Below are 23,499 nucleotides of genomic sequence, written 5' to 3'. Positions count from 1 at the left end.
TGATAACTTTCCTTAGTTCAAATCGCCGAGGGCGTACTGGATCACGGTGGCGGCGCTGATTGCCGCAGTTTCGGTGCGAAGGATGCGCGGACCAAGGGAGACCGGCAGAAATCCGTTACAACGCGCGACCGCGACTTCCTCGGCGGCAAAGCCCCCTTCGGGACCGACCAGCAAGGCGACCTGCCGGCACTCCTGGCCGGCGAGTGTCTCTTTGAGGGAGAATGTCCCCTCCCCTTCATAAAGCATGAGACGGAGAGTGTCGTTGTTGGCATCAGTAAAGACGCTGGCGAGATCAAGGCAGGGGCTGAGTTCCGGAATGATCGCCCGGCGACATTGCACGGCGGCCCGGCGGAGCACTTCCGGCCAGCGGTGGGATTTCGGCTGTTTGGCATCGCGCGCCGCCAGCGTGGAAGAGTGCTGCGAAATAATGGGGACGATGCGGGTCACCCCGAGTTCGGTGAGCTTTTCAAGAATGAGTTCGAATCGTTCTTTCTCCGGCAGCGCCTGATAGACAGTCAGAGCTAAAGAACTTTCGAACGGCCGCAAAGAGCGCTGAAAGGGGATCAGAATCCCCCCGCTGGCATTGAGATCAGTGAGGCGTCCCCGCCACATCACTCCGGCGGCATCGACAACCGTGACAACCATCCCGGGTCGCGCCTGCCAGTGACTCAGTGCCACTGCAACTTCGGCAGAGAACAGGCACGGAATTTCGGACTCAACGACGCCGGCAAGGCGTATCAGGCTTTGGCCTCCGCCGCTATTCACGGAGGGTAGTGACAAAACCGGCTTCCTGATAAACGCGGTACCGTTTGCGACTGGCTGCGGCGAGTTCTTCATCGTAGGTTTCGGCAAAGTCGATGACAGTATCAAACTGGCGAAGGAAATTCAGCGGTGCCGGCCGGCCGAGGATAACGACCCGACTGGCGTTGGCATTGCGCTCGGTCGAGGCAATGACGATTGGATCGCCGAGACACTCAACAGCGCCGTTGTCAAAGGCATGCGGCAAAAAAGAATCTCTTTTCCACGTCCACAAAAAGTGATCGAGTTTGACCCCCTGATCATCATCCGCGACAAGAATCAGCACCCGTTGGCCGGAGTTATAGAATTCAACTGCCAACTCAAAGAGATGGCGCGCCCGTTCCGATTTGCGCAGACGAACGAATTCGGCGCGACGTTCTTTCATTGTCTCTCTACCTTAATTATTTCCATATCATTTGAAAATTGAGTGTTTATGGCCGTAATTCACAGCGCACATCACCCAACCCCAAAACATTCTTGACGATCACCCGGGACGGTAAAAACTTCTCATCGAGCAGAGCATAGACAGCGCCGTCGCTGGTATCAAGAATGTCAGGGGGTAGAATAATCTTAAGAAGGGTTCCACTCCCCGCGGGGAAGAAAGTGGTTTTTGGCCAAGCGTCGGCTCTCAGGACTTCAATCACAATCGTTCGTTCCCCCTTGTCATCGAAGGTAACGATCTCCTTGCGTTCTCCCGCTCGAATCGGCCCATCGACTCCCAGAATAAAATTGAATCCGGCGGTGAGAAAATCAACAGGGAAACGCTCGCTGAATACCTTGATTGGTTGTTCTTTCCCTTGTATCCCGGCCTTACTGCGGGTCATCATTATCGTCCGGGTTTTAGCATTAAAGGTATAGTGTTTCGATTGTTCGACCTTTCCCCCCTTATTCTTGTAAATCATCGACTTGTATTCGAGCGTCTGAAGTCGCCCTTGCGGGGTCATCTCCATCAGGGTTTCGTAACGCTGCATCCGGTCACCGGTTAACCAAGCGGCCACACCGAGTGTCTTGGCATCAAGAAGTGCACGATAACGATTTGGCGCTGACGGATCAGGACTAAAACTTAACTGCCCGCTGGCGAGATGGTCAAACCAAAGGAAGGAGAGGTTGTAGTGCCGATCAAGGTCAGACAAGACCTCGATCGTTGCTTTATTTGCAGGGACAGGTGCAGATTCATCGGCAGCAAGGGGGCACGGGGCGGAAAGTAAAAACAATGTCCACAGCAAAAGCAAAAAAGCAAAAGGGTGAAAACGTTTTTTGTTCATAGAAATGTCAGCGACAAAGATTTTGTGGGGCAAAGATTGCGGCGATAATATCCTTGGCTTCAGAAGATATGACGCTGTAAAAAACTTCCGTACCGTCGCGGCGGCCGGCAATGATCTGTTTACTCTTCAATAGCGACAAATGCTGGGAAACAGTCGCCTGGGGCAATTCCAGACACTCCCAGATCTTTTTGACGTTACAACTCTGGGAAAGGAGTCCGGCAACAATTTTCAGGCGGATCGGATGGCCGAGGACTTTGAGTATTTCTGCTTGACGTTCGAGATTGACATGTTTGTCGAACTCCTGTTGCGCCATTGTCTTCTTCTCCTGAATGTAGATTAAATCAGCATCACAAACCTTATTGTAATATATGGATAAGGTCTCGGCCAAATAAAGTCAAGCATGATCTACTCCAGCACCAGAGGCGTGCCGTTGCGGAGGGGCAAAAAGAAGATTGTTGCAATGGTGGCGGCAATATCGGCAAAGGTCGCCCGTGTCCCCAGATCCCTGCCTGCCGTCATGCCCGACTGCCAGACGAGGAGCGGCACATACTCACGGCTATGATCGCTCCCGGCGGTGGTCGGGTCGCAACCGTGGTCAGCGGTGATGATGAGGAGGTCAGTCGGAGACAAGGCAGCAAGGAGCAAAGCAAGGTCCGAATCAAATCGTTCCAGAGCCCGGGCGAAGCCGGCCACATCGAGGCGATGTCCGAACTCCATATCGAAGTCGATAAGATTGGTGAAGATCACCCCCCGCTCTATCTCTTTAAGGGCCGCCACGGTCTGCTCCATCCCCTCCTGATTATTGCGGGTGGAGACAGAGTTCGAGATGCCCTGCCCGGCAAACAGGTCGCTGATTTTACCGATGGCGTAAACAGGCAAACGATTATTGATGAGATCATCAAGGATTGTCGGCGTGGTTGGCAGCATGGAAAAATCACGACGTCGCCGCGTCCTTTTAAAGTCATCGACCGCAGTGCCCCTAAAGGGGCGGGCAATGACCCGTGCGACGCGATAGGGGTCGAGAATCTTCCGGGCTATCCGGCAGATTTCGTAAAGACGCTCCGGGGCCATGATCTCTTCATGCGCGGCAATCTGAAGTACGGAATCGACACTGGTATAGATAATCGGACGGCCGCTGCGCAGGTGTTCTTCTCCAAAAAGTCGCAAAACATCTGTGCCGCTCGCCGCGATATTACCCAGTGGCTCCAAACCGGTCTGTTCCTGAAAGGCCGCGATGATTTCAGCGGGGAAACCGTGCGGAAAGGTAGAAAAGGGCTGCAATTGTGTTACGCCGCAGATTTCCCAATGGCCGGTGGTGGAATCCTTGCCGGAGGCACACGGCTGCATCCGCCCGTAATGTGCCGTAGCAGGTAATGAGGGGGGGATGCCGGGGAGATGTAAAATATTACCAAGACCGAGACTCTGCAGATTGGGGAGAGACAAGCCGCCCTTTGCCTGGGCAATATGCAACAGGGTATTGGCTCCACTGTCACCATAACTGGCGGCATCCGGCAGGGCACCGATACCAACGCCGTCAAGGACGATGAGGATAACGCGTTGAATCGGTACGGACTGAGAAGGCATGAAATTTATCCGGAAAAATTAGAAGGGAAGGACCGCAAAGCCTTCAACTTCGATAAGAGGCATTGCACTTGACATAGTCGTAAGTCAAATCCGAAGTGAAATAGCGTCCCAGGCCGCTCCCAAGATGGAGATCGATGGTCACCTTGAATTCGGGCTGCTTCAGTACAGCGGTGGCTTTGGCTTCAAGTTCAGCGCCGGTGCTGATGCCGTCACGCACAACTGATACTCCACCAAAGGAGACAGCGACCCGCTGTGGATCGATTTCCGCCCCGGAGTAACCGACTGCGGCAATGATCCGGCCCCAGTTGGCGTCCTCGCCAAAGAAGGCGGTCTTGACCAGACTGGAGGTGGCAACACTCATGGCCGCCTGCCGCGCTTCAGCATCGTCCAGTGCCCCGCGTACTTCGATCTCGACGACCTTGGTCGCCCCTTCCCCGTCCTTGACAATCAACTTCGCCAGTTGCAACAGTACAGACGCGAGATGTTCGCTAAAAACATCCCCGTCCGGAGTATTGTTTTGGAGCTCCGCTCCCGTCGCTGCGCCGTTAGCGAGGATCAAAACCATATCGTTGGTCGAAGTATCGCGATCGACGGTGATACTATTAAAAGATGCATCAACGGCACGCCGCAAAGCCCCATCGAGAAGATCCGGTGCGACCTGCGCATCGGTCATGACAAAGGAAAGCATGGTCGCCATATTCGGATGGATCATCCCCGCCCCCTTGGCAATGGCGACGATATTGTAGGGATGGCCGTTGCTGTCCCCTTTTGCTGTGGCTATTTTGGGGTAGGCATCAGTGGTGCGGATCGCCTCAGCAACGCCGGCACATTGATCTTCATTGAGAGTGCTAACCAGTTGCGGCAGAAACGCTTCAAAGGGAGCCAAAGGCAGGAGTTGACCGATGACTCCGGTCGAAGCGATGGCAACTGTTTCGACTGGAATCTGCAACTGCGCGGCGACAAGTTCAGCCGTCTGCAGGGCGACGGCATGGCCGGAAGTACCGGTGCAGGCATTGGCATTGCCGCTGTTGACCAGAATCGCCTGACAGATACCTGCAGACAGACGCTCGCGGGTGATGACGATTGGCGCGGCCACAACCTTGTTGGTGGTATAGACCGCTGCACAACGCGCCGGTGTCGACGAAACGATCAAACCCATGTCGAGCTTACCGCTCTTCTTGATCCCGGCAGAGCAGGCGGCAAAACGAAAGCCTTTTATCTTGAGATTTTGCATGATGTTTAATCTCTAATCATCTGAAGTTAAAGGATTAACCCTGCCCGCAACATTTTTTATACTTCTTGCCGCTGCCGCAGGGGCACAGTTCATTGCGCCCGACCTTCTCTTCTTCCCGGGTAAGGGGCCGATGTTCTTCTGCGCCTTCATCTTCACCGGTCATTCCCCGCAAGGTAGCGCGGTTGCGCTCCAGTTCTTCCGCTTCCATCTTTGCCACATCCTCCTCATGCACCAATTGCACGTAAAAGAGCTTGGTCACTACTTCCTGACGGATGCGGATCATCAGATCCATAAAGAGACTGTAGGCCTCTTTTTTGTATTCCTCTTTGGGGTTTTTCTGCGCATAGCCGCGCAGACCGATCCCTTCCTTGAGATGATCGATGGAGAGCAGATGATCTTTCCACTGTCCGTCGATCGCCTGTAGCAGAAGAATCTTCATCAACTGATCCATCACCGGCGTGGTGAAGTCGGCTTCCTTCTCCTGTAAACGCTTGTTGACCGCCGCCTGCAACGCTTCGTGCATCTCCTGGGGCGTTTGCACGCTCGGGAGTTGCGGCCGAAAACAGAAGAGCGAGTAACACTCGTCGACTAATGCATCGAGGTCCCAGTGCTGTTCATGCCCCTTGACCGCAGGAGGACAATGCGAAGCGACGAGGGTGTCGATCGTTTCGTCAATGATCGATTGGAAAATCTCACGGACACCGACGCCGGAAAGAACCTCTTTGCGTTGTGAATAGATGACCTCGCGCTGCTTGTTCATGACGTCATCATAATCGATAAGATGCTTGCGGATCTCATAGTTATGCGCTTCGACCTTCTTCTGGGCATTTTCGATCGCCTTGGAGATCATGCCATGCTCAATCGGCTCATTTTCAGGGATTTTCAGTTTATCCATTATGAAAGCGACGCGATGTGAGCCGAAGATGCGCAGTAGATCGTCTTCCAGGGAGAGATAAAAACGGCTCTCACCGGGGTCCCCTTGCCGGCCGGAACGGCCGCGCAACTGGTTATCGATACGCCGCGATTCGTGACGCTCGGTACCGCAGATATAAAGGCCGCCGGCGGCAAGCACTTCTTCCTTCTCCTTGGCACAAAGCTCACGGCATTTTTCCTGGAGATCGGCGTAGACTTCCTCGCTGTTGGCGACTTCGGCGGCAAGACGCTTCGTCATCATCTCGGGATTTCCTCCGAGGATGATATCCGTGCCGCGCCCGGCCATATTCGTGGCGATCGTCACAGCCCCCTTGCGGCCGGCCTGGGCAACAATCTCAGCTTCGCGATCATGGTGCTTGGCATTAAGGACGTAGTGGGGGATCCCTTTTTCGCGTAACATTAACGCCAGTGTTTCTGACTTTTCGATGGAGATGGTGCCGACCAGCGACGGTTGCCCTTTAGCATGGCGCTCGATCACATCCGCCACAACTGCGTTAAATTTTTCCTTCTCCGATTTATAAATAACATCCGCCTGGTCAATTCGAATCATCGGACGATTGGTCGGAACGACCGAAACCCCCAACTTGTAGATCTCGTTGAATTCGGTCGCCTCGGTATCGGCAGTGCCGGTCATCCCCGCAAGTTTTTTATACATGCGGAAGTAATTCTGGAAAGTGATCGTCGCCAGAGTCTGATTTTCACTTTCAATCTTGACCCCTTCTTTTGCTTCGATCGCCTGGTGCAAACCGTCACTCCAGCGCCGACCCGGCATCATCCGGCCGGTAAATTCGTCGACAATGACGATCTCGCCATCATTGACCACATAATCGACATCACGCCGGAAGAGTGTGTGCGCCCGCAGCGCCTGATTGGCATGGTGCAAAATCTCGATATGCTTGGGATCGAAGAGATTGGAGATCCCCAGCAACTTCTCAACGGTGAGGACCCCCTGCTCGGTCAAAGCGGCGTTCTTGGCCTTTTCATCAATGGTATAATCGCCAGTATATTCTTTACTCGACAGGCCGATCTTGCCATCCCGGTGCTCGATCATCTCCCCTTTGACCAGCCGCGGGATAATCTTGTTGACGGTGTAATAGTGCTCGCTGGACCCCTCACTCGGGCCGGAGATGATCAGCGGTGTCCGTGCTTCGTCGATAAGGATGGAGTCGACCTCGTCAACGATGGCAAAATTCAAATCCCTCTGGACATAATCGTCGAGAGAAAACTTCATATTGTCGCGCAGATAGTCAAAGCCGAGTTCATTATTCGTGCAGTAGGTAATATCGCAGGCGTAAGCCGCCTTGCGTTCGGCATCGTTGAGCCCGTGGACGATGACTCCGACGCTCAAACCGAGGAAACGATGGATATTGCCCATCCATTCCGAGTCACGGCGCGCCAGGTAATCGTTGACGGTGACAATATGGACACTCTGACCACTGAGAGCATTCAGGTAGGCCGGGAGGGTCGAGACCAGGGTCTTCCCTTCGCCGGTCTTCATCTCGGCAATTTTCCCCTGATGCAAAACCATGCCGCCAATAAGCTGGGTGTCAAAATGACGCATACCGAGAATTCGTCGCCCGGCTTCACGCACCACCGCGAAGGCTTCAGGAAGAATGTCATCAAGGGACTCGCCTTGGCGGAGCCGAGCCCGGAACTCTTCAGTCCTGGCACGGAGCTGCTCGTCAGAAAGGGCGATTGTCTGCGCTTCCAGGGAGTTAATCTTGTCAACGAGGGGTTGCAACCGCTTCAATTCGCGATCACTCTCGCTGCCAAAAATCTTTTTCAGGATATTACCAATCATATCAGGCTCCATCGATGGTCAAATTTTAAAGTTACAGGGCGCGCATAGTAGCACAAGGAGCCTCCCCCCTCAAGGGTAAAGGGGCGGAATCAGCGGTAAACCTGTCCGGCTATTCCTGGCATTTCCGTAAAGAAAGGGTTTAACGCCGGCGGCGCTGCTTTTTCCGGGGCACTCCGGACAGGTCGCCACGATAACCGCAGTGCATCGGCAGCCAGTGGAGCTTCGACACCAGCGCCGGGGTCAACTTGATGCAGGAAGGATTGATCTCCAGGCGCCGGTCAAAGATCCGGCACTGCCGGGTGACGACGTCGAGATAACGGCAGGGGATCTGGGTATAGGTGATCCGGCCATCTTCAGCTTCAAGTTTCTCAAAACAGCACAGGCCGCACCCTTTACAGAGTGCGTCCCATGCCTGGTCATCATAGTCGTCACGAATCATAGGGCCGGAGTATCGAGTACGGCGGGGTCAGGTGTCAATCATCATCTGACAAAGTTGGTGTAAACCTTACGCTCCAGGGCCGGAGCCGGATGCGTGCTCTTGCCCGCCTCGATTAACTGCAGTAGCCAGAGCATATTCCGTCCCAGGGTATGCATGATCTGTTCGCCCTCTTCATCCTTGACGGTATCGCCGGGACGGGTGCCGTGGATGACGTTCCAGTAATTGGATCCGGGCATGACCATTTCAGCATAGTTGATATAGTGGTTCAAGGCATCAAAGGTTGTGACCCCGCCGGAGCGACGGACGGCGACAACAGCAGCGCCGACCTTATGGCGCAGCAGCGAACTGTTGACCCCGGTGACGTAAAAGGCGCGATCAAGAAAAGATTTCATGGTACCGGCAATCGCCGCGAAGTGCACTGGTGAGCCCAGGAGGATACCGTCGGCATTCTTCATCAACTGGATGTAATCGTTGACGTTGTCTGTTTCGATGATGCAACGCTCATTGCGATTTTTGATGCAGGCGCCGCAGGCCGTGCAGCCGCGAATCACCTCTTTGCCGAGATGCACGAAGTTGACGGTGACTCCCGCCCCTTCCAATATCGATCCAACGAGTTTTAATGCGGCCGCAGTATTGCCATTCTCTTTCGGACTACCGTTAAAGGCTACAACGTTCATCTATGACTCCTTCAGTGAGGGGTGAAATCTCAGCGACACAGTAAAAGCGATGCTGCATATTGTAGAGAAGCAGTACGGGATGTCAACCGGATTGCTCACAAATCATTGTAAACCTGAAGATATCCATGTGGTTGACAATGATTTGTGAGCATGTTAATTTCGCGCCATTATGAGCCGACTCTTCAGTATCCGCATGCGCGCCGCGCTATCGAGCGAACACATCTCCGGCGCCGAGCGGATTGCTCCGGCTCAGGATCTGGCGACCATTGCCAGCGCGATGATCACCCGGGCCCTTGATCATTCGCGGGGCAACCCTGACACGATTCACCTCACCATCGATACTCTTCCTGCCACCTCTATAGAACATGCTCCCCTCCCTGATATCACGACCGTCCTGGTTAGCAATCTCCATGCCGGTCGTTCTGCAGCCAGGGCTGAACTGTTGCGCGCAGGTGTCAGTGACACGGCCGCTTCTGCCGCCATCCGGGCTCTGGCCAGCGGCGCCGCACCGGGAGGAAAAGTCATGCGCGGCGCCATGCTCGTCGATGCAAAGAACGGCGAGCGCCTGGAGAGTGACCACGCCCGCGGTCTCCGCGTCAGCCGAATGGATCTCAGTCAGGCAGCCCACATAGCCTTGACTGCCGCATTGCAGGGGAGTGGACGCGACACGGCACATCTGCGTGAAGCTCTCGCCCTGGCCGGAAAAGTTCTGCTATCACCGGGAATTGTGGCTGAACTCTGCTGGTCGGATGATCCCGATTATACGGCCGGGTATGTCGCTTCCCCGCTGCGGGGCTATGTGCGTTTCCCGCACCTGAAAGAAAAAGGGGACAGGCTGGGCGGCCGCGCCTTCTTTTATCAGCGATCGACCTTCAACCTCGCCGCCATCACCGCCTTTCTCGAAGAAGAACCGGTCCTCTTTAGCCAAATCGGACGGATCCATCATGACGAGGTCTTTAGCGGATGAACAATCTCCTTGCCGACTATCAAAAAGAGCTGGCCAGCCTCGATGCCAAGGGGATGCGTCGGGTGCTCCGCACCATCGAGAGTGCTCCAGCCGCCCATGTCCGCATGAACGGCCGTGACACCCTCCTCCTCTCCTCCAATAACTATCTGGGTCTCGCCACTCATCCACAGCTCATCGCCGCCGCCAGCTCCGCCACTGCCCGCTTCGGCGTCGGCAGCAGCGGCAGTCGTCTCCTTTCCGGTTCATTGTCCCCGCATCGGGACTTTGAAGAAGAAATCGCCGCATTCAAAGGGACAGAGGCTGCTCTCCTCTTTAATTGCGGTTATGCCGCCAATACCGGCATTCTCCAGGGCCTCTTCGACACCGGCGACATCATCTTTTCCGACGCCCTTAATCATGCTTCGATCATTGACGGCTGTCGCTTGAGCAGCGCCCGCACTATTGTTTATCCTCATGCCGATGTTGCCGCCCTCGAAGAACTTCTCGTCTCTGAAATGCCGTGCCGGCGCGGGAAATGGGTGATCGTCACCGACGGCGTCTTCAGTATGGATGGCGTGATCGCCCCACTGGCGGAACTGGTGCGTCTCAAGGACAAATACGATGCGCTGCTCATGGTCGATGACGCGCACGGCACCGGTGTCCTCGGCACAAATGGACGCGGCAGTGCCGAACTCTGCGGCTGCCTGAGCGCCATCGATCTGCACATGGGGACGCTCGGCAAAGCTCTCGGAGGCGCAGGTGCCTACCTGGCTGCCGCCCGCCCCTTGGTCGACACTCTAATCAACCGCAGCCGTTCCTTTATCTTCTCCACCAGCTTGCCGCCAGCGGTGCCCGCCGCGGCCAGCGCTGCGCTCCGCATCGTTGCCAGCCCGGAGGGAGCGCAGCTGCGCGCCCGTCTCGCCGAGAATCGCCAGTGCTTTACCACTCGACTCCAGGCTGCCGGCCTCGACCTGCTCGACAGCACGACCCAGATTGTGCCGATCCTCACCAAAGACCCGCAGCCGACCATGGCCGCGGCGAGCGCCCTTTTGGCCGCCGGGATCTGCCTGCAAGGGGTGCGTCCCCCCACCGTTCCGGTCGGCCGCTGCCGCCTGCGCGCCACGGTGATGGCGACGCATGACCCTCTTGAGCTTGAAGCCGCCGCCGCTCAGATCATTGCGATTATCAAAGGACAAGGAGGAGAAGAATGAACTCTCTGCTTCTGCCGGATGGCCGCACCTTTGCCTGGCGCAGCAGTGGCAGCGGTGCGCCACTGGTCTTCATTCATGGATGGGGAAGCTCTGCGGCGATCTTTGACGAACTGATGAGCCGACTCCCCGACTGCCACTGTCTTGCCCCCGATCTCCCCGGTTACGGCGCTTCGACGGCATCGGCCACGATCGATCTCGCTGCTCTAGCCGAGGATTTACTCCACTGGTTCGATGCTCTCAAACTGGAAACGGTGACTCTCCTCGGCTGGTCGCTGGGGGGGATGATCGCCCAGGAGCTGGCCGCACGGTTTCCGCAGCACATAAAGCGCCTCATCCTGCTTGCCACCACGCCGTGTTTTGTCGCGACGCCGGATTGGCCGCACGGTCTGACTGACACCTCGGTGCGAGCTCTTGCTCGCGATTTCAAGCGGGCGCCAACTCCGACACTCGCAAACTTCTGGTCCCTGCAGTTTCAAGGGGAATGTCCCCCCCCTTCCCCGCTCCTGGTCGATGTCGAAACGGCCACCGCTCTGGGCGGGCTGGAGCTGTTGCGCCGGATCGATCTGCGCAGCCACCTCTCCGCCATCACCCTGCCGGCTCTGGTGCTGCACGGCAGTGCCGATGTCATTATCCCGATCGGTGCCGGACGCTTTCTGTCCGCCGCTTTGCCGCAAGCACATTTCCATGAATTCAGCGGTTGTGGTCACGCCCCTTTTTACCGCGCTGCCGCACCGGTGAGCGCTCTCATCCGCGATTTCCTGTCATGAATAATCTGCCCCCCGTCTCCACCCGCCAGGTGCGCCAGCACTTCTCCTTGCATGCCAGCGAATACGATTGCTATGCCCTGGTGCAGAAGCGGGTGGTAGCCGGACTGATCGCCCGCCTGCCCGATGACCTTTCCCCTTTTCATCTCGCCCTTGATATCGGCACCGGTACCGGCGATCTTGCCCACAAACTGCGGGAACGAGCCCCGACGCTCCCCCTTCTTGTCGCCGATATTGCCCACGCCATGACCTGTACAGCGGCAACACGGCTAACAACCGTCGCCGCCTTTGATGCCGACGCGGAAGCTCTCCCCATGCGCTCTGCATCGCTCGGCCTGGTCCTCTCCGCCTCGATGTATCAATGGGTGAACGATCTCCCCCGCGCCTTTGCCGAGGTCCAACGGGTCCTGCAGCCGGGCGGATTCTTCGCCTTTGCCCTCTTCGGGGCCGGGACTCTTCGTGAGTTGCGCGCCGCTCATAGCGCCGCCCTCGTCGAGGAAGGTCGTGATGCCATCTCTCACATGCAACTCTTCCCTGATGAGGAAGCCGTCGCATCCGCCCTCAAAGTCTCCGGGCTAGCCGGGCAGCTTGAGTCTCTTGACGAGCAGGAAGAACATCCCGACGTCCCCCACCTTCTGCGCAGCCTCAAACGGATCGGCGCCCAGAACGCCGCCACTCAACGCCCCAGCGGACTCTCCGGCCGGAGAACGACTGAACGGATGATGGCGATTTATCAAGAACGCTTCGGCAGCAACGGCAGCATCCCTGCGACCTACCAGGTTATTTACGGCCTGGCGAAAAATCAGCGGTAAAAGGCCGGCAATGAACACAACAGTAGAGCAGACAACCCGAGAGGCTCGTAGCGGTGTTGCCTACGGACTCGCCGCTTATCTGGTCTGGGGCTTCTTCCCCCTTTATTTCAAGGCCCTCGCCGGTGTAACGTCCCTGGAAATCCTTGCACACCGTATCTTCTGGTCAGTGCTGAGTCTGATCATCCTTCTCACTGTCCTGCGCCGCTGGCAGGGGGTACGACAGGCCTTTGCTGCTCCCCGCATCCTCCTCACCTTAAGCACCACCAGCCTCCTGATCGCTATCAACTGGCTGGTCTTCATCTATGCTGTCGGCGCGGGCAAGGTGCTGGAGTCAAGCCTCGGCTACTTCATTAACCCGCTGGTTTCAGCTTTCCTCGGTGTCCTCTTTCTAGGTGAAAAGTTGAGCCGCACCCAGAGAGCAAGCTTCCTCCTCGCCGCTACCGGTGTCCTCCTGCTCACCATCCAGCACGGGGAATTCCCCTGGATCGCCCTCACCCTTGCATTTTCCTTCGGTCTCTACGGCCTGCTACGTAAACAGGCTCCGGTTGATGCTCTCGCCGGTCTGACCGTCGAAACACTCCTCCTCTTCCCACTCGTTGCTGTTTATCTCGGCTGGCTGGTATACGCCGGACGCAGCGCCTTTGTCGCCGGCCCGTCTCACCTTACGATTCTCCTATCATTTTCTGGAATCATCACCTCGACGCCTCTCATCTGGTTTGCTGCCGCCACCAAACGTTTGCGCCTGGTGACCGTCGGCCTCATGCAGTACCTGGTTCCGACCTTTCACTTGATCCTTGCCGTCTTTGTCTTTGGCGAAACGTTCACCACCGCCCATCTGCTGAGTTTCATCCTTATCTGGGCCGGATTGATCCTTTACACCGTCGATTCTGTCAAATCCCTATTTTCTGGACGAATATCAACGGCTCTTACGTGACCTGTGCCGCCACAGATAAAGATAGATCGCACCGTTCAGGATCAGAACCCCGAGTCCCATGAAGACCTGTAACTGCGTCGTCAATCCCGTCGGGTAAACAAGCGGCTCCAGATAGTTCTCGATAAAGGAACCGCTGTAGCCACCCGCCCAGCCGAGTCGCCGCCAGTAGATTTCCAGGTCGGTCAGGGGACAGATCCCACCGGTGATCTCGACCACTCCTCCCCACAACGCCGCCGGCAGATGCAGCCAGACAAGGCGCGGCCAACGAAAGACAAGAATGCCACCAGCGATGACGAAGAGGATAAAGAGTGCATGGATCAGCACCGCCAGATTGGCGAGGATGGAGTGGCTCCGCCTAAGAAAAAAGGATCGTCATATAGTTGAATACTAACCCTGTCGCTGTTACTGTCTACTTTAAAAGCAACCCATCAGGAGATTGCTCCTTGCTGAAAAATTCAGCTCTACTCCGGACATTATCCAACAAATGAAGTGAGACTCTTTATGAAAATAGCCATTGTCGGCGCCGGGGCGCTGGGACTTTATTACGGAGCACTACTGCAGCGTAGCGGCGTAGATGTCCATTTTCTCCTGCGCCGTGATTACGACGCTATCCGTAAAGACGGACTGAAAGTCTTTTCCATCAACGGGGATTTTATCCTGCCGCAGGTGCAATGCTACAAACGTAGCGAGGAGATCGGCCCGGTCGATCTTGTTCTGGTCGGGCTGAAGACCTTTGCCAATGCTCGCTACGCCGAACTGATCACACCGCTCCTTGGTGAGAGTACTCAGATCCTCACCCTGCAAAACGGCCTCGGCAACGAAGAAATGCTGGGCGACCTCTTCGGCGGAAAAAGTATTTTAGGCGGCGTCGCCTTCCTCTGTTCCAATCGCGGCATCCCCGGCGAAGTCCACCACCTTGGCGAAGGCCGGATCGTCCTCGGTGAATATCAGAGAGGAGATCGCGAGCGTCTTGAGACACTGGTGTCGATTTTCAACCAGGCCGGCGTCGATTGTCGCGCTACGGACGATTTGATGCGGGCGCGCTGGGAGAAACTGGTCTGGAATATCCCCTTCAACGGCCTCTGCGCCTTACTGCAGCAATCGGTCGATCATCTGCTGACGCCGGGACCTGCTCGCCAACTTGTGCGCGACCTCATGCTCGAAGTCATCGCCGCGGCCAATGCCCAGGGATTGCAAAGATCGATTCCCGAAAGTTACGCCGAAAGAATGCTCGAATTCACCGACAGCATGGGCGCCTACAAACCGTCGATGCAGATCGATCGGGAAGAAGGACGGCCACTGGAGATCGCTTCCATCCTGGTGGCGCCCCTCGATTACGGGCGAAAATCGGGGATTTTCATGCCAAGGATGGAGATGCTGGCGACGCTTCTGCAGCAGGTAAGCCGTTAAAATCTGATACAAAGGAGTCATTTGTGCGTATTGCTGAACTGCTGTCAAAAGGAAAACCCTTCCTTTCCCTGGAATTCTTCCCCCCCAAAGAGCGGGCCGAGTGGCCGGCTTTTTTTGCAACAGTCGAGCGGCTCAAAGTTCTCAACCCGCTCTTTGCTTCGGTCACCTACGGTGCCGGCGGCAGTACTCAGAGCGATACCCTGGAGATCGTTGCCCGTCTCGCGCGGGAATACTGCTTGGAGACGATGGCGCACCTGACCTGTGTCGGCGCTGATACGGCAAAATTGACCGCCTTCCTTGATCAACTGGTTGCGGCCGGGGTGCATAATGTACTGGCCCTGCGCGGCGACCTGCCGCAGGATGCGTCTCCTGAAATCTTTGCCTGCCTCCCCTTGCAGAACGCCTCCGACCTGGTCACCTTTATCCGCGCCACTCATCCCGAGATCGGCGTCGGTGTGGCCGGCTATCCTGAGACCCACCCTGAAGCCGTGAGTCCTGATATCGACCTTGACTTCCTGAAATTCAAAGTCGATCAGGGGGGCGATTTTATCGTCACTCAGCTCTTCTTCGACAATCAGCTCTATTTCGACTTCGTCGCCAAAGCCAGAGCAATGGGAATCGAAAAACCGATCATTCCTGGTATACTTCCGGTCGTCAGTCTTAAAGTCATCAAACGGATTGTCTCTCTCTGCGGCGCCACTGTCCCTCCCGTCTTTTTGCAAGAACTTGAAATCGCCGATCAGCGTGGCGGCACCGACGCCGTGCGGAAAACGGGAGTGATCTTTGCCCGTAAACAGGCAGAGGAACTCCTCGCTGCCGGGGCGCCGGGGGTCCACATCTATACACTTAACCACGCTGATGCCGTGCTGAGTCTGGCGGAGGGATTGCTTTATTAAGGGGTTGAGCGGTTGCGGTCGGGGAGAACTCGAAAGGGAAGAGCATGTGGTCAGGATTCCACGCCCGGCAAAAGTCGTTCGCTAAAGAGATCGTCCTGAAGCTCCATCAACCAAGCTTCCTTCGCCGTTTCCTGATATGTTGCATCCTGTTCTACAGTCTGCTGTCCACCCCCCTTTGCGCTCACGCCGAGCGACTCACCCTCCTTTTTGGACCCTACACGTATCACCTTAACACCAAGCGGGAGTATAATGATTTTACTTGGTTTTCCGGGATCGAGTGGGAAGCTCGGGGAGAGTGGGAGTTGGGAGCCGCCTATTTCCAGAACTCCTTCGACCAGCCCTCCGGCTACCTTTACGGCGGCAAGCGCTGGAACAAAAACGCCGGTCTAAATCAACTTTATTTCAAGTTGACCGCCGGCGTTCTTCTTGGTTATGTCGATCCGCACGACCGGGCTATTCCGCTCAACTGGAAAGGTATCGGCGTCGGTGTTATCCCGGTTTTCGGTTATCAGCGACAGCGTGTCAGCACCCAGATCGCCGTCCTTGGCTTTTCCGGGGTCATGTTCATGTTTGGCTACGATCTTATGGAGTAGCACTCAACTGCCGGCGGGATCATTCTTTATTTATCTTTTCATCAATAAAAACAGCCCGGCCACACTGCTGATGGCTCCGCCGATGTAGCGGTACATCACCGCATCAGGAAGTGCCCCGGTCAGGCCTTCGGTCAATTTGGAAGTAAAGGCATCCGACATCTGGTAACCCCAGAACACCATCCCGATACCGCCGACCAGGAGAATCAGGCCGATGAGCTTAACCAACGAGTTTGAATCTTTTGACATGTTGTGATTCCTTCCTTGAGAGATTTCGATTATTTACCCATGCAATTGGACCTTACCACTTCAACCATGCGTCCGACCAGTTCCGAATGACTTTGCACATGAAAAACGTAACGCGGTACATTGTGGTTGAGGGTCCGCGCCATAAAGGGCTCGCCCCAGAAGCTAAGGAGGCATTCGGTCCTGGTATCTTTTTCGATGTCGGAGATAATGGCTGAAACCCCACCGGAGATGGTCGTCCAGATCGTCTCTTTCACCTTCTTCTGTCCCGAACAACCTTTGATCTTCGGAACAACTTCGCTTTCCCACAGATCGCGATCGCTGTGATCCAGAACAAACTGGATCGACTTGACCGCCGGGTTTTCGATGGCGCTCTTCAGTAACGCATCGAACAACGCCTGACGCTTGAACATGATCGGGCAGACATGAAACCAAATCATCTCATTGCGCGCCCGCCGCGAAAAGTCTTCCATGACCTGATGAATATTCAAGGGACCGACCAGCACGGCATCCGGCGGACTCAAGCGGCTAAGGATCTCCTTGACCGTCCCTTCGGTCTGCTGCACTGCCGCGTCAATCTGCTCGGATTGCCGGTCGCGGCGCAAATCACGTAAGAAGAGGAGAGCAATCAAAACAACGGAGATTGTCAGCAGAACATCCGCTTCAACGAGGTGGAGCATGTGCATGATAATGGCGATGACCGCCGCGATAATCCCGGCAATGGCATCCCAATCATATTTCAGAAACTGTTTCATAAATCACTCTTCCGTCCGGTTCTAAGGGGGCGCGTCAAGCGCCGGCGAGTCCGAAAAACCACATCAGTCCGATGCTGACAAAGACCGAGGGGAGGAGATTGCCGACGGCAAAGCGTTTGATGCCGAGAAGATCGAGGCTGATAGCGACGATCAGCAAGCCGCCGACCGCATTCATTTCAGTCATCACCGGTGCGGTAAGGATGGCGGCAGCACTGCTGGCCACAAGAGTGATGCCGCCCTGATAAAGAAGGACGGGGATGGCCGAATAAAGGACACCGACCCCCAAGGTAGAAGCGAGGGCGACGGCGGCGATACCGTCGAGAGCCGACTTGGCATACAGGATTGTCGGCTCTAACCCGCTGCCAGCCTGAATCGAACCCATGATCGCCATCGCCCCGACGCAGAACAGGAGGCTGGCGGAGACAAAACCGCGGGCAACACCGTCACCGCTGCTCAGGCGTTCAAGGCGAATGCCGAAGTTTTCGAGGCGACGCTCGATATTGATCCATTCACCGATAAGCCCGCCGATAATCAGGCTGCCGATGGCGACCAACGGCTGTTGACAGCGCAACCCGAGCTGTAGCCCGATGAGCAGAACCGAGAGCCCGAGTCCGGCCATGATCGTCCGGTGCACGCGCTCGGAAAGGAGTTTGCCGGCCGCCCGACCGAGGAGCGCGCCAACGGCGATGGCGAGAATATTAACCGCGGTACCTTGCAACAACATGTGATCTTTCCTTGCCTGTGTTAATTAATTGCGATCATGGCATAGCCCTTGTTCTGGTAGCCTATCAACGAATTAAAACCATTGGCTACCAGCTTGACCTCGGGAATCAACTTGCCAGGATCAGCCTTGAAAGTTCGTACCGCCACAGCACAGACCTCGAAACGCACCCCCTTCTTTTTCAATTCACGGATGAGGTTAAGCGTCTCTTCATCTATAGCGTCGTGAGTGAGGAGCTTGACACCGGGGCCGCGAAAAGCTACGACCATCTCCGGAGTCACCCCCTGCTTGATCAAACCTTCGCGGGTTTCTGCAAAGAGTTCAAGATTGAAGACGAGTTTGTCGCTATCCGGCACGCGCACGTCGAAAATGACCTTAACGGTCTTTAAGCCGGCCAGAGCGTCATGATCGTTCAGTGACGGGGCCGCGTGCAGCACCGAAGAACAGAACAGCAGGAAGAACAGGATGGGCAGCAAAGGGCGTGTAAACATAGGTTGTCTCCTTTGAATGTGTTGACAATAGACTTTAAATATCAGGTTATGCCCGTAATGGCTAGTCCAGTCTATTGACCCCTCTGCTCTTCCTCTGTATCCTCGTTCGGTCCTACCAAATTAATATTTGATCAAAGGAGCTCCCCGTGGCAATCCATGAAGTCAAACACCCCCTGATCCGCCATAAACTCGGGCTGATGCGCCAGTCCGAGCTGAGCACCAAACAGTTCCGCGAGCTCGCCTCCGAGGTGGCGCGCCTCCTCACTTACGAAGCGACCAAGGATCTCGAAACCGAGAACATCACCATCAACGGATGGGCCGGGCCGGTGCAGGTTGAGCAGATCAAGGGAAAGAAGATCACCGTCGTGCCGATTTTACGCGCCGGACTGGGGATGATGAACGGCGTCCTCGACATGATCCCCAGTGCCCGGGTCAGCGTCGTCGGCCTGTACCGCAACGAAGAGACTCTCGAGCCGGTCGCCTACTATCAAAAGCTCAGTGGTGAAATGGAGGAACGCATCGCCCTGATCATCGACCCGATGCTCGCCACCGGCGGCTCCCTCATCGCCACCATCGAGATGCTGAAGAAGGCCGGCTGCCAGCGGATCAAGGGGCTCTTCCTCGTCGCCGTCCCCGAGGGGATCGCCCGGGTCAGCGCCGCCCACCCCGATGTCGATATCTACGTTGCTGCCATCGATGAGCGCCTCAACGAACAGGGCTACATCCTCCCCGGCCTCGGCGATGCCGGGGATAAAATTTTCGGCACCAAGTAAGGAACGCAACCATGACTACCCCCCATGAACCGACCTGGCGCACCGCCCTTGGTGGCGCCCAGATCCTCTTCGTCGCCTTCGGCGCCACGGTCCTCGTCCCCCTTTTGACCGGCCTCAACCCCAGCCTCGCCCTCCTCGGCGCTGGCATCGGTACCCTGATCTTCCAGTTCTGCACCAAACGCGAGGTACCGATCTACCTCGGCTCCTCCTTCGCCTTCATCGCACCGGTGATCTTCTCAGTCAAGACCTGGGGGATGCCCGCCACCCTCGGCGCCCTCGCTGCGGCGAGCTGCTTCTACTATATCGCCGCCGGCCTGGTAAAGTGGCGGGGAGTCGGCTTCATCCACTGCCTCCTGCCGCCGGTCGTCATCGGCCCGGTGGTCATGGTTATCGGCCTCGGTCTCGCGCAGGTGGCAATCAGCATGGCGACCGGCAAGGCCGGCGAAACCCAGGTGATCCCCTACGGCCTTGCCCTTAGCGTCGCCGCCCTCTCCCTCACCGCCACCATGCTCACCGCTATTCATGCCCGCGGCCTCCTTAAACTGGTGCCGATCCTGGTCGGCGTAGTGGTCGGCTACAGCACATCGCTCTTTCTCGGCCTCGTCGACTTCCAGAAGGTCATCGACGCCCCCTGGCTGGCCATCCCCCAATTCGGACACCCCGAGTTCAATCTCGCCGCCATCCTCTTCATGATCCCCGTCGCCATCGCTCCGATCGTTGAGCACGTCGGCGGCATCCTCGCCATCGGCTCCGTCGTCGGCAAGGACTACACCGCCAGCCCCGGCCTGCACCGCACCCTCCTCGGCGACGGACTTGCCGTCAATGTCGTCGGACTCTTCGGCGGTCCGCCAGTAACGACCTACGGCGAGGTCACCGGCGCAGTGATGCTCACCCGCAACTACAACCCGGTGGTCATGACCTGGGCGGCCGGCTTCGCTATCCTCATGGCTTTTGTCGGCAAGTTCGGCGCCCTCCTCCAGACCATCCCCATGCCGGTCATGGGGGGGATCATGATCCTCCTCTTCGGATCCATCGCCGGGATCGGCCTGAAGACGATCATCGACGGCAAGGTCGATTTGATGATGCCGCGCAACCTCTGCCTGGTCTCGGTGACCCTCGTCACCGGCATCGGCGGCCTCGGCGTGACCATCGGCAGCTTCAGCCTGCAGGGGATCAGCCTCTGCGGCGTCCTCGCCGTCCTCCTCAACCTCATCCTCCCCCGGGGGGAAGAGACGCGCGACCCCGCCTTTGACGACAACATCTGACCGTCGGAAGCCGGCGTGTTTTGTGTTCATCTTCACCGCCATCCCGGTATTGACCGGGATGGCGGTTTTTGTCTTCAGCAAGGTATGGCAGCATCGAAACGCCCGCCGCCTACCGTCACCACGTCTGCGTGGCAGAGTCGATGGTCACAGCCAATGTGGCCCGCAGCCAGGAAAATTTTGCCTTGAGCAGATCAAAGTCCGGACCGGAGGTGACAAAGGCTGCCTTCCCCTTGATGAGAAAACCCGCCCCCGGACCGTTCATCCCCTGAACCTTACTACTCCCCAAAGTGATCAGGACGTTTGGATTGAATGCAATGTTAGCCTCGGTTTTATGCATGTAACCGGCAGGGATCAAGAGCCGCCCCTCGTCGCTGATGCGCAAATAACTGTTCCAGGTGTTGACCAGATGCGGTCCATCTTCTCCCAGGGTTGCAATCGCGACGACGCCATCCTGCTTCATAATTTCCTGTAATTTTTCCGGAATCATTTTTACGTCTCCTGTGGTTTGTGGTTGTTGACATCAATGATGCCAGCATAGATCGCGCTTGCAACCAATAACAGGAGCAGTTTTGATTTATTATATGGTGGCAGATGCCGTGATATGCGACTATCCGCAGGAAAGTCGGCGAGGCGTATTGGCCCGTCTCGATCACTATTGGCGATACTGGAGAGCAACATGTTCATCCTGAGTAATCACGACCCCCTGCCCTTATACAAACAACTCTACAATCAGATCCGCGAGCAGATCCTTTCGAGAAAACTCCCGGCTAATACCAAGCTCCCGTCGGTCCGGGACCTGGCCATCGAACTTTCCGCCAGTCGCAATACCGTTGACGGCGCTTACCAGGAGCTGCACGCCGAAGGATATATCTACAGCCGGCCCCGCAGCGGCTATTTCGTCTCGTCCCTGGATCAGGAGGTTGCGCCGCTAACCCGATCCGCGAAAACGGATAAGAGTGACTACCTTCCCGGTCCGCCACCGTCCTTTGCCTATGATTTCCACCCGGCCCGCCTCGATCCTGAAAGTTTCCCCACCGAACTCTGGCGAAAATGTTTCACTGAAGGACTGCGCCGCAACAGCTCACAGTTGGTTCAGTATGGCGATCCCCAGGGAGACTGGGGATTACGCACCTCGCTGCAGGGTTACTTGGAACGATCCCGCGGCGTGATTTGTGATCCGGAACAGATCGTGATCTGCGCCGGGCTGCAGCAGAGCCTCGACATTGTTGCGCATCTTTTGCAGGAGAATCACTCCGTCGTCGCGGTGGAAAATCCCGGTTACCACCTCCCCCGCTCCGTTTTCCAAAACCATGGCTACACCATCTGCCCAATCCCGGTCGGATCGGGGGGGATTGACCTGAACCAGCTCAAAGCCAGTCACAGTACCATCGCCTACGTCACCCCCTCGCACCAGCTGCCGCTGGGTTACGTGATGCCGGTGGCAAACCGGCTGGCCTTGATCGAATGGGCGGAAACGGGAGGAAACTTCATTATCGAAGACGATTATGACAGCGAACTGCGCTACCACGGCAAGCCGATCCCCTCGCTACAAGGGCTGCACCCGACCGGAAACATCATCTACACCGGAACCTTCTCCAAAATCCTCTCCCCGGCCTTGCGTCTGAGCTATATGGTCCTCCCCTATGCGTTACTGGCAGCTTACCGCCAACTTTACCGGCCTTATTTCCCCTCGGTCTCGCTCCTCGAACAGAGGAGTATGGCGATCTTCATGGAGCAGGGTCACTGGGAACGACACATACGGCGGATGCGCATGATCTATCAGAAAAAACACGACCTCCTGCTGCGCACGATTGAAACTCATTTTGGCAAACGGGCAGTGGTGACCGGCCAGGGCGCCGGGCTCCATGTGGTGATGATGCTGCCGAAAACAGCGCACAGCGAAGCGGAGATTCTCGATCGGGCCCGGCAAAAAGGCGTGCAGCTCTTCCCCTTCTCCGAGTTTCATGTCAGCGGCCAACCTGATGCAACGACCTTGCTCCTCGGCTTCGGCGGGATGAGCGGCAGCGAGATTGAACAGGGCGTTGCCATCCTCGCGCAAATTTGCTGAAGTCGACATTTCCTTTGACAGAAGATGAAAATTCGACAAGAATTGGAACCTCTTGAAATAACAGGAGGGTGGCGATGAGAACTCTCAGGGATTCAAATCACGAGCCGCCCGACAGCTGCATGTTGTCCGGGCGGTTCCGCGTAGAGAGTGGGATGATAATTCGGGGATAAATGTTCCATTTGGGAAGGTCAGCGGTTCACGCGCGCGTGCGCGCGGCCGGTTAATTACGAGTTGGACGACATACAAATACAGGTGAGTTAGGTCAGAATGAAATCAAAGAAAGATGCTGATAAAACAAAACGAGATGAGCAACTCCGTACGTTGGCAGATGGTGCAACAAAATCATTTGAGAACGCAGAGGCACTGTATCGTGAAGCGACTATACTTCGCGAACATGGTTGTGCTAGTCGCTCACTGTTCTTACACCAAATTTCATTGGAAGAGTGCGGCAAAATAGAAATTATTGGCGGCTGGGCGACTTCAATACTTGCTGGCCATAAAGTTGATGTATCAAAGCTTCCGAAAGTCATGATTACCCATAAATCAAAGAACTTAGCAAATGCCTACTTCCTTCCAGTCGAGGATGATGAACGTAAGGGGCGACAAAATGGTGATTGGAAGGCGGCGCATGCTGCTTTCAATAAGCAAAAAGATCAATTTCACTTAGAGTCAAATACCGCTAAGAATGCCTCTCTCTATGTTGATTTTGCGAATGAGACTTTCACCATGCCAAGTGAACGAATAACGGATGAGATGGTTGAAGAAATCAGTCAGCGCAACCATGATTTCGAGGGTGTAAAAAACTTTGTGTAAATGGTCATCGTCGGTTACAACCCGTAACCACTGGAGGAACCGATGGCCATACCGAAAGACGTGCTCGACTGCC

28 protein-coding genes are annotated in these 23,499 nt (G+C 56.1%); 12 read left to right on the top strand and 16 right to left on the bottom strand.

Annotation, left to right across the window (positions count from 1 at the left end; translation table 11 throughout):
- Window positions 1–12: 12 nt before the first annotated feature.
- The 9 genes from CVU69_09585 to CVU69_09545 all read right to left on the bottom strand — a co-directional run bounded on the left by CVU69_09585 (window position 13) and on the right by CVU69_09545 (window position 8,731).
- On the bottom strand, window positions 13–837 hold the full coding sequence (locus CVU69_09585; GenBank protein ID PKN11988.1) for a 16S rRNA (uracil(1498)-N(3))-methyltransferase: 825 nt from the start codon (window positions 835–837) through the stop codon (window positions 13–15).
- A complete protein-coding gene (locus CVU69_09580; GenBank protein ID PKN11987.1) occupies window positions 758–1,183 on the bottom strand; it encodes a DNA polymerase III subunit chi in 426 nt (141 codons plus the stop codon). Before CVU69_09580 ends, CVU69_09585 begins: the two co-directional genes overlap by 80 nt.
- Before the next feature lie 46 nt (window positions 1,184–1,229).
- Entirely contained in the window at window positions 1,230–2,096 is an 867-nt protein-coding gene (locus CVU69_09575; protein ID PKN11986.1) for a hypothetical protein, read from the bottom strand.
- Window positions 2,071–2,376 carry an ArsR family transcriptional regulator gene (locus CVU69_09570; GenBank protein PKN11985.1) on the bottom strand — a complete coding sequence of 102 codons (306 nt, stop codon included), beginning with the start codon at window positions 2,374–2,376 and terminating at the stop codon, window positions 2,071–2,073. Before CVU69_09570 ends, CVU69_09575 begins: the two co-directional genes overlap by 26 nt.
- A gap of 92 nt (window positions 2,377–2,468) precedes the next feature.
- Complete coding sequence (locus tag CVU69_09565) at window positions 2,469–3,647, bottom strand: phosphopentomutase (protein PKN11984.1); 1,179 nt, start codon at window positions 3,645–3,647, stop codon at window positions 2,469–2,471.
- Window positions 3,648–3,690: 43 nt separating this feature from the next.
- On the bottom strand, window positions 3,691–4,881 hold the full coding sequence (locus CVU69_09560) for an ornithine acetyltransferase (GenBank protein PKN11983.1): 1,191 nt from the start codon (window positions 4,879–4,881) through the stop codon (window positions 3,691–3,693).
- A 34-nt stretch (window positions 4,882–4,915) separates the two neighbouring features.
- On the bottom strand, window positions 4,916–7,615 hold the full coding sequence (locus CVU69_09555; GenBank protein PKN11982.1) for a preprotein translocase subunit SecA: 2,700 nt from the start codon (window positions 7,613–7,615) through the stop codon (window positions 4,916–4,918).
- Window positions 7,616–7,754: 139 nt separating this feature from the next.
- On the bottom strand, window positions 7,755–8,054 hold the full coding sequence (locus CVU69_09550; GenBank protein ID PKN11981.1) for a hypothetical protein: 300 nt from the start codon (window positions 8,052–8,054) through the stop codon (window positions 7,755–7,757).
- A gap of 41 nt (window positions 8,055–8,095) precedes the next feature.
- The gene (locus tag CVU69_09545) at window positions 8,096–8,731 is read right to left on the bottom strand and encodes a flavodoxin family protein (protein PKN11980.1); all 636 of its coding nucleotides are present in this window, start codon (window positions 8,729–8,731) and stop codon (window positions 8,096–8,098) included.
- A gap of 169 nt (window positions 8,732–8,900) precedes the next feature.
- Between CVU69_09545 and CVU69_09540 the strand changes: the two genes are divergently transcribed.
- Genes CVU69_09540 through rarD form a run of 5 tightly spaced genes read left to right on the top strand, consistent with a single transcriptional unit; the run spans window position 8,901 to window position 13,398 of the window.
- On the top strand, window positions 8,901–9,698 hold the full coding sequence (locus CVU69_09540) for a 6-carboxyhexanoate--CoA ligase (protein PKN11979.1): 798 nt from the start codon (window positions 8,901–8,903) through the stop codon (window positions 9,696–9,698).
- Entirely contained in the window at window positions 9,695–10,888 is a 1,194-nt protein-coding gene (gene bioF / locus CVU69_09535; GenBank protein PKN11978.1) for an 8-amino-7-oxononanoate synthase, read from the top strand. The genes CVU69_09540 and bioF overlap by 4 nt, the downstream gene beginning before the upstream one ends.
- Window positions 10,885–11,655 carry a pimelyl-ACP methyl ester esterase gene (locus CVU69_09530; GenBank protein ID PKN11977.1) on the top strand — a complete coding sequence of 257 codons (771 nt, stop codon included), beginning with the start codon at window positions 10,885–10,887 and terminating at the stop codon, window positions 11,653–11,655. Before bioF ends, CVU69_09530 begins: the two co-directional genes overlap by 4 nt.
- Window positions 11,652–12,464, top strand: coding sequence for a malonyl-[acyl-carrier protein] O-methyltransferase BioC (locus CVU69_09525; protein ID PKN11976.1), 813 nt, complete (start codon window positions 11,652–11,654; stop codon window positions 12,462–12,464). The genes CVU69_09530 and CVU69_09525 overlap by 4 nt, the downstream gene beginning before the upstream one ends.
- 10 nt (window positions 12,465–12,474) lie before the next feature.
- The gene (rarD, locus tag CVU69_09520) at window positions 12,475–13,398 is read left to right on the top strand and encodes an EamA family transporter RarD (GenBank protein PKN11975.1); all 924 of its coding nucleotides are present in this window, start codon (window positions 12,475–12,477) and stop codon (window positions 13,396–13,398) included.
- Here rarD and CVU69_09515 read toward each other — a convergent pair.
- Complete coding sequence (locus CVU69_09515) at window positions 13,381–13,740, bottom strand: DUF2784 domain-containing protein (protein ID PKN11974.1); 360 nt, start codon at window positions 13,738–13,740, stop codon at window positions 13,381–13,383. The genes rarD and CVU69_09515 overlap by 18 nt on opposite strands.
- A gap of 159 nt (window positions 13,741–13,899) precedes the next feature.
- On the opposite strand from CVU69_09515, the gene CVU69_09510 reads away from it, so the two are divergent.
- The 3 genes from CVU69_09510 (at window position 13,900) to CVU69_09500 (ending at window position 16,297) form a co-directional block, all read left to right on the top strand.
- A complete protein-coding gene (locus CVU69_09510; protein ID PKN11973.1) occupies window positions 13,900–14,808 on the top strand; it encodes a 2-dehydropantoate 2-reductase in 909 nt (302 codons plus the stop codon).
- Between the two features lie 23 nt (window positions 14,809–14,831).
- On the top strand, window positions 14,832–15,704 hold the full coding sequence (locus tag CVU69_09505; GenBank protein ID PKN11972.1) for a methylenetetrahydrofolate reductase [NAD(P)H]: 873 nt from the start codon (window positions 14,832–14,834) through the stop codon (window positions 15,702–15,704).
- A gap of 302 nt (window positions 15,705–16,006) precedes the next feature.
- Window positions 16,007–16,297: a hypothetical protein gene (locus CVU69_09500; GenBank protein PKN11971.1), complete on the top strand. Its 291-nt coding sequence runs from the start codon at window positions 16,007–16,009 to the stop codon at window positions 16,295–16,297.
- A 30-nt stretch (window positions 16,298–16,327) separates the two neighbouring features.
- Here the strand turns inward: CVU69_09500 and CVU69_09495 are convergent, their stop codons facing one another.
- Genes CVU69_09495 through CVU69_09480 form a run of 4 tightly spaced genes read right to left on the bottom strand, consistent with a single transcriptional unit; the run spans window position 16,328 to window position 18,507 of the window.
- Complete coding sequence (locus tag CVU69_09495) at window positions 16,328–16,543, bottom strand: hypothetical protein (protein ID PKN11970.1); 216 nt, start codon at window positions 16,541–16,543, stop codon at window positions 16,328–16,330.
- 29 nt (window positions 16,544–16,572) lie between these two features.
- On the bottom strand, window positions 16,573–17,295 hold the full coding sequence (locus tag CVU69_09490; protein ID PKN11969.1) for a hypothetical protein: 723 nt from the start codon (window positions 17,293–17,295) through the stop codon (window positions 16,573–16,575).
- 34 nt (window positions 17,296–17,329) lie between these two features.
- Complete coding sequence (locus CVU69_09485) at window positions 17,330–18,019, bottom strand: DUF554 domain-containing protein (protein ID PKN11968.1); 690 nt, start codon at window positions 18,017–18,019, stop codon at window positions 17,330–17,332.
- Between the two features lie 20 nt (window positions 18,020–18,039).
- Entirely contained in the window at window positions 18,040–18,507 is a 468-nt protein-coding gene (locus tag CVU69_09480) for a hypothetical protein (protein PKN11967.1), read from the bottom strand.
- A 146-nt stretch (window positions 18,508–18,653) separates the two neighbouring features.
- On the opposite strand from CVU69_09480, the gene upp reads away from it, so the two are divergent.
- Window positions 18,654–19,280, top strand: coding sequence for a uracil phosphoribosyltransferase (gene upp / locus CVU69_09475; protein PKN11966.1), 627 nt, complete (start codon window positions 18,654–18,656; stop codon window positions 19,278–19,280).
- Window positions 19,281–19,291: 11 nt separating this feature from the next.
- Window positions 19,292–20,545: a uracil permease gene (locus tag CVU69_09470; GenBank protein PKN11965.1), complete on the top strand. Its 1,254-nt coding sequence runs from the start codon at window positions 19,292–19,294 to the stop codon at window positions 20,543–20,545.
- A gap of 115 nt (window positions 20,546–20,660) precedes the next feature.
- Here the strand turns inward: CVU69_09470 and CVU69_09465 are convergent, their stop codons facing one another.
- A complete protein-coding gene (locus CVU69_09465) occupies window positions 20,661–21,032 on the bottom strand; it encodes an FMN-binding protein (GenBank protein ID PKN11964.1) in 372 nt (123 codons plus the stop codon).
- A gap of 2 nt (window positions 21,033–21,034) precedes the next feature.
- On the bottom strand, window positions 21,035–21,223 hold the full coding sequence (locus CVU69_09460; protein PKN11963.1) for a hypothetical protein: 189 nt from the start codon (window positions 21,221–21,223) through the stop codon (window positions 21,035–21,037).
- On the opposite strand from CVU69_09460, the gene CVU69_09455 reads away from it, so the two are divergent.
- A complete protein-coding gene (locus CVU69_09455; GenBank protein ID PKN11962.1) occupies window positions 21,222–22,613 on the top strand; it encodes a PLP-dependent aminotransferase family protein in 1,392 nt (463 codons plus the stop codon). The genes CVU69_09460 and CVU69_09455 overlap by 2 nt on opposite strands.
- A gap of 267 nt (window positions 22,614–22,880) precedes the next feature.
- Window positions 22,881–23,426 carry a hypothetical protein gene (locus tag CVU69_09450; GenBank protein PKN11961.1) on the top strand — a complete coding sequence of 182 codons (546 nt, stop codon included), beginning with the start codon at window positions 22,881–22,883 and terminating at the stop codon, window positions 23,424–23,426.
- Window positions 23,427–23,499 lie beyond the last annotated feature (73 nt).

It is taken from the genome of Deltaproteobacteria bacterium HGW-Deltaproteobacteria-4, assembly GCA_002841765.1.
Taxonomy (GTDB): Bacteria; Desulfobacterota; Desulfuromonadia; order Desulfuromonadales; family UBA2197; genus UBA2197.
The sequence above is the reverse complement of the archived record's forward strand: the minus strand, read 5'-3'. Positions and strand labels throughout refer to the sequence as shown.

Excerpts from the sequence above, each read along its gene's own strand:
- CVU69_09555 (PKN11982.1), bottom strand. The coding sequence starts at position 7,615 with ATGATTGGTAATATCCTGAAAAAGATTTTTGGCAGCGAGAGTGATCGC.
- CVU69_09585 (PKN11988.1), bottom strand. The coding sequence starts at position 837 with ATGAAGAACTCGCCGCAGCCAGTCGCAAACGGTACCGCGTTTATCAGG.
- CVU69_09530 (PKN11977.1), top strand. The coding sequence starts at position 10,885 with ATGAACTCTCTGCTTCTGCCGGATGGCCGCACCTTTGCCTGGCGCAGC.
- CVU69_09560 (PKN11983.1), bottom strand. The coding sequence starts at position 4,881 with ATGCAAAATCTCAAGATAAAAGGCTTTCGTTTTGCCGCCTGCTCTGCC.
- CVU69_09580 (PKN11987.1), bottom strand. The coding sequence starts at position 1,183 with ATGAAAGAACGTCGCGCCGAATTCGTTCGTCTGCGCAAATCGGAACGG.
- CVU69_09480 (PKN11967.1), bottom strand. The coding sequence starts at position 18,507 with ATGTTTACACGCCCTTTGCTGCCCATCCTGTTCTTCCTGCTGTTCTGT.
- CVU69_09565 (PKN11984.1), bottom strand. The coding sequence starts at position 3,647 with ATGCCTTCTCAGTCCGTACCGATTCAACGCGTTATCCTCATCGTCCTT.
- CVU69_09540 (PKN11979.1), top strand. The coding sequence starts at position 8,901 with ATGAGCCGACTCTTCAGTATCCGCATGCGCGCCGCGCTATCGAGCGAA.
- CVU69_09545 (PKN11980.1), bottom strand. The coding sequence starts at position 8,731 with ATGAACGTTGTAGCCTTTAACGGTAGTCCGAAAGAGAATGGCAATACT.
- CVU69_09550 (PKN11981.1), bottom strand. The coding sequence starts at position 8,054 with ATGATTCGTGACGACTATGATGACCAGGCATGGGACGCACTCTGTAAA.
- CVU69_09490 (PKN11969.1), bottom strand. The coding sequence starts at position 17,295 with ATGAAACAGTTTCTGAAATATGATTGGGATGCCATTGCCGGGATTATC.
- CVU69_09470 (PKN11965.1), top strand. The coding sequence starts at position 19,292 with ATGACTACCCCCCATGAACCGACCTGGCGCACCGCCCTTGGTGGCGCC.
- CVU69_09450 (PKN11961.1), top strand. The coding sequence starts at position 22,881 with ATGAAATCAAAGAAAGATGCTGATAAAACAAAACGAGATGAGCAACTC.
- rarD (PKN11975.1), top strand. The coding sequence starts at position 12,475 with ATGAACACAACAGTAGAGCAGACAACCCGAGAGGCTCGTAGCGGTGTT.
- CVU69_09570 (PKN11985.1), bottom strand. The coding sequence starts at position 2,376 with ATGGCGCAACAGGAGTTCGACAAACATGTCAATCTCGAACGTCAAGCA.
- CVU69_09495 (PKN11970.1), bottom strand. The coding sequence starts at position 16,543 with ATGTCAAAAGATTCAAACTCGTTGGTTAAGCTCATCGGCCTGATTCTC.
- CVU69_09485 (PKN11968.1), bottom strand. The coding sequence starts at position 18,019 with ATGTTGTTGCAAGGTACCGCGGTTAATATTCTCGCCATCGCCGTTGGC.
- CVU69_09525 (PKN11976.1), top strand. The coding sequence starts at position 11,652 with ATGAATAATCTGCCCCCCGTCTCCACCCGCCAGGTGCGCCAGCACTTC.
- bioF (PKN11978.1), top strand. The coding sequence starts at position 9,695 with ATGAACAATCTCCTTGCCGACTATCAAAAAGAGCTGGCCAGCCTCGAT.
- CVU69_09455 (PKN11962.1), top strand. The coding sequence starts at position 21,222 with ATGTTCATCCTGAGTAATCACGACCCCCTGCCCTTATACAAACAACTC.
- CVU69_09460 (PKN11963.1), bottom strand. The coding sequence starts at position 21,223 with ATGTTGCTCTCCAGTATCGCCAATAGTGATCGAGACGGGCCAATACGC.
- CVU69_09465 (PKN11964.1), bottom strand. The coding sequence starts at position 21,032 with ATGATTCCGGAAAAATTACAGGAAATTATGAAGCAGGATGGCGTCGTC.
- CVU69_09510 (PKN11973.1), top strand. The coding sequence starts at position 13,900 with ATGAAAATAGCCATTGTCGGCGCCGGGGCGCTGGGACTTTATTACGGA.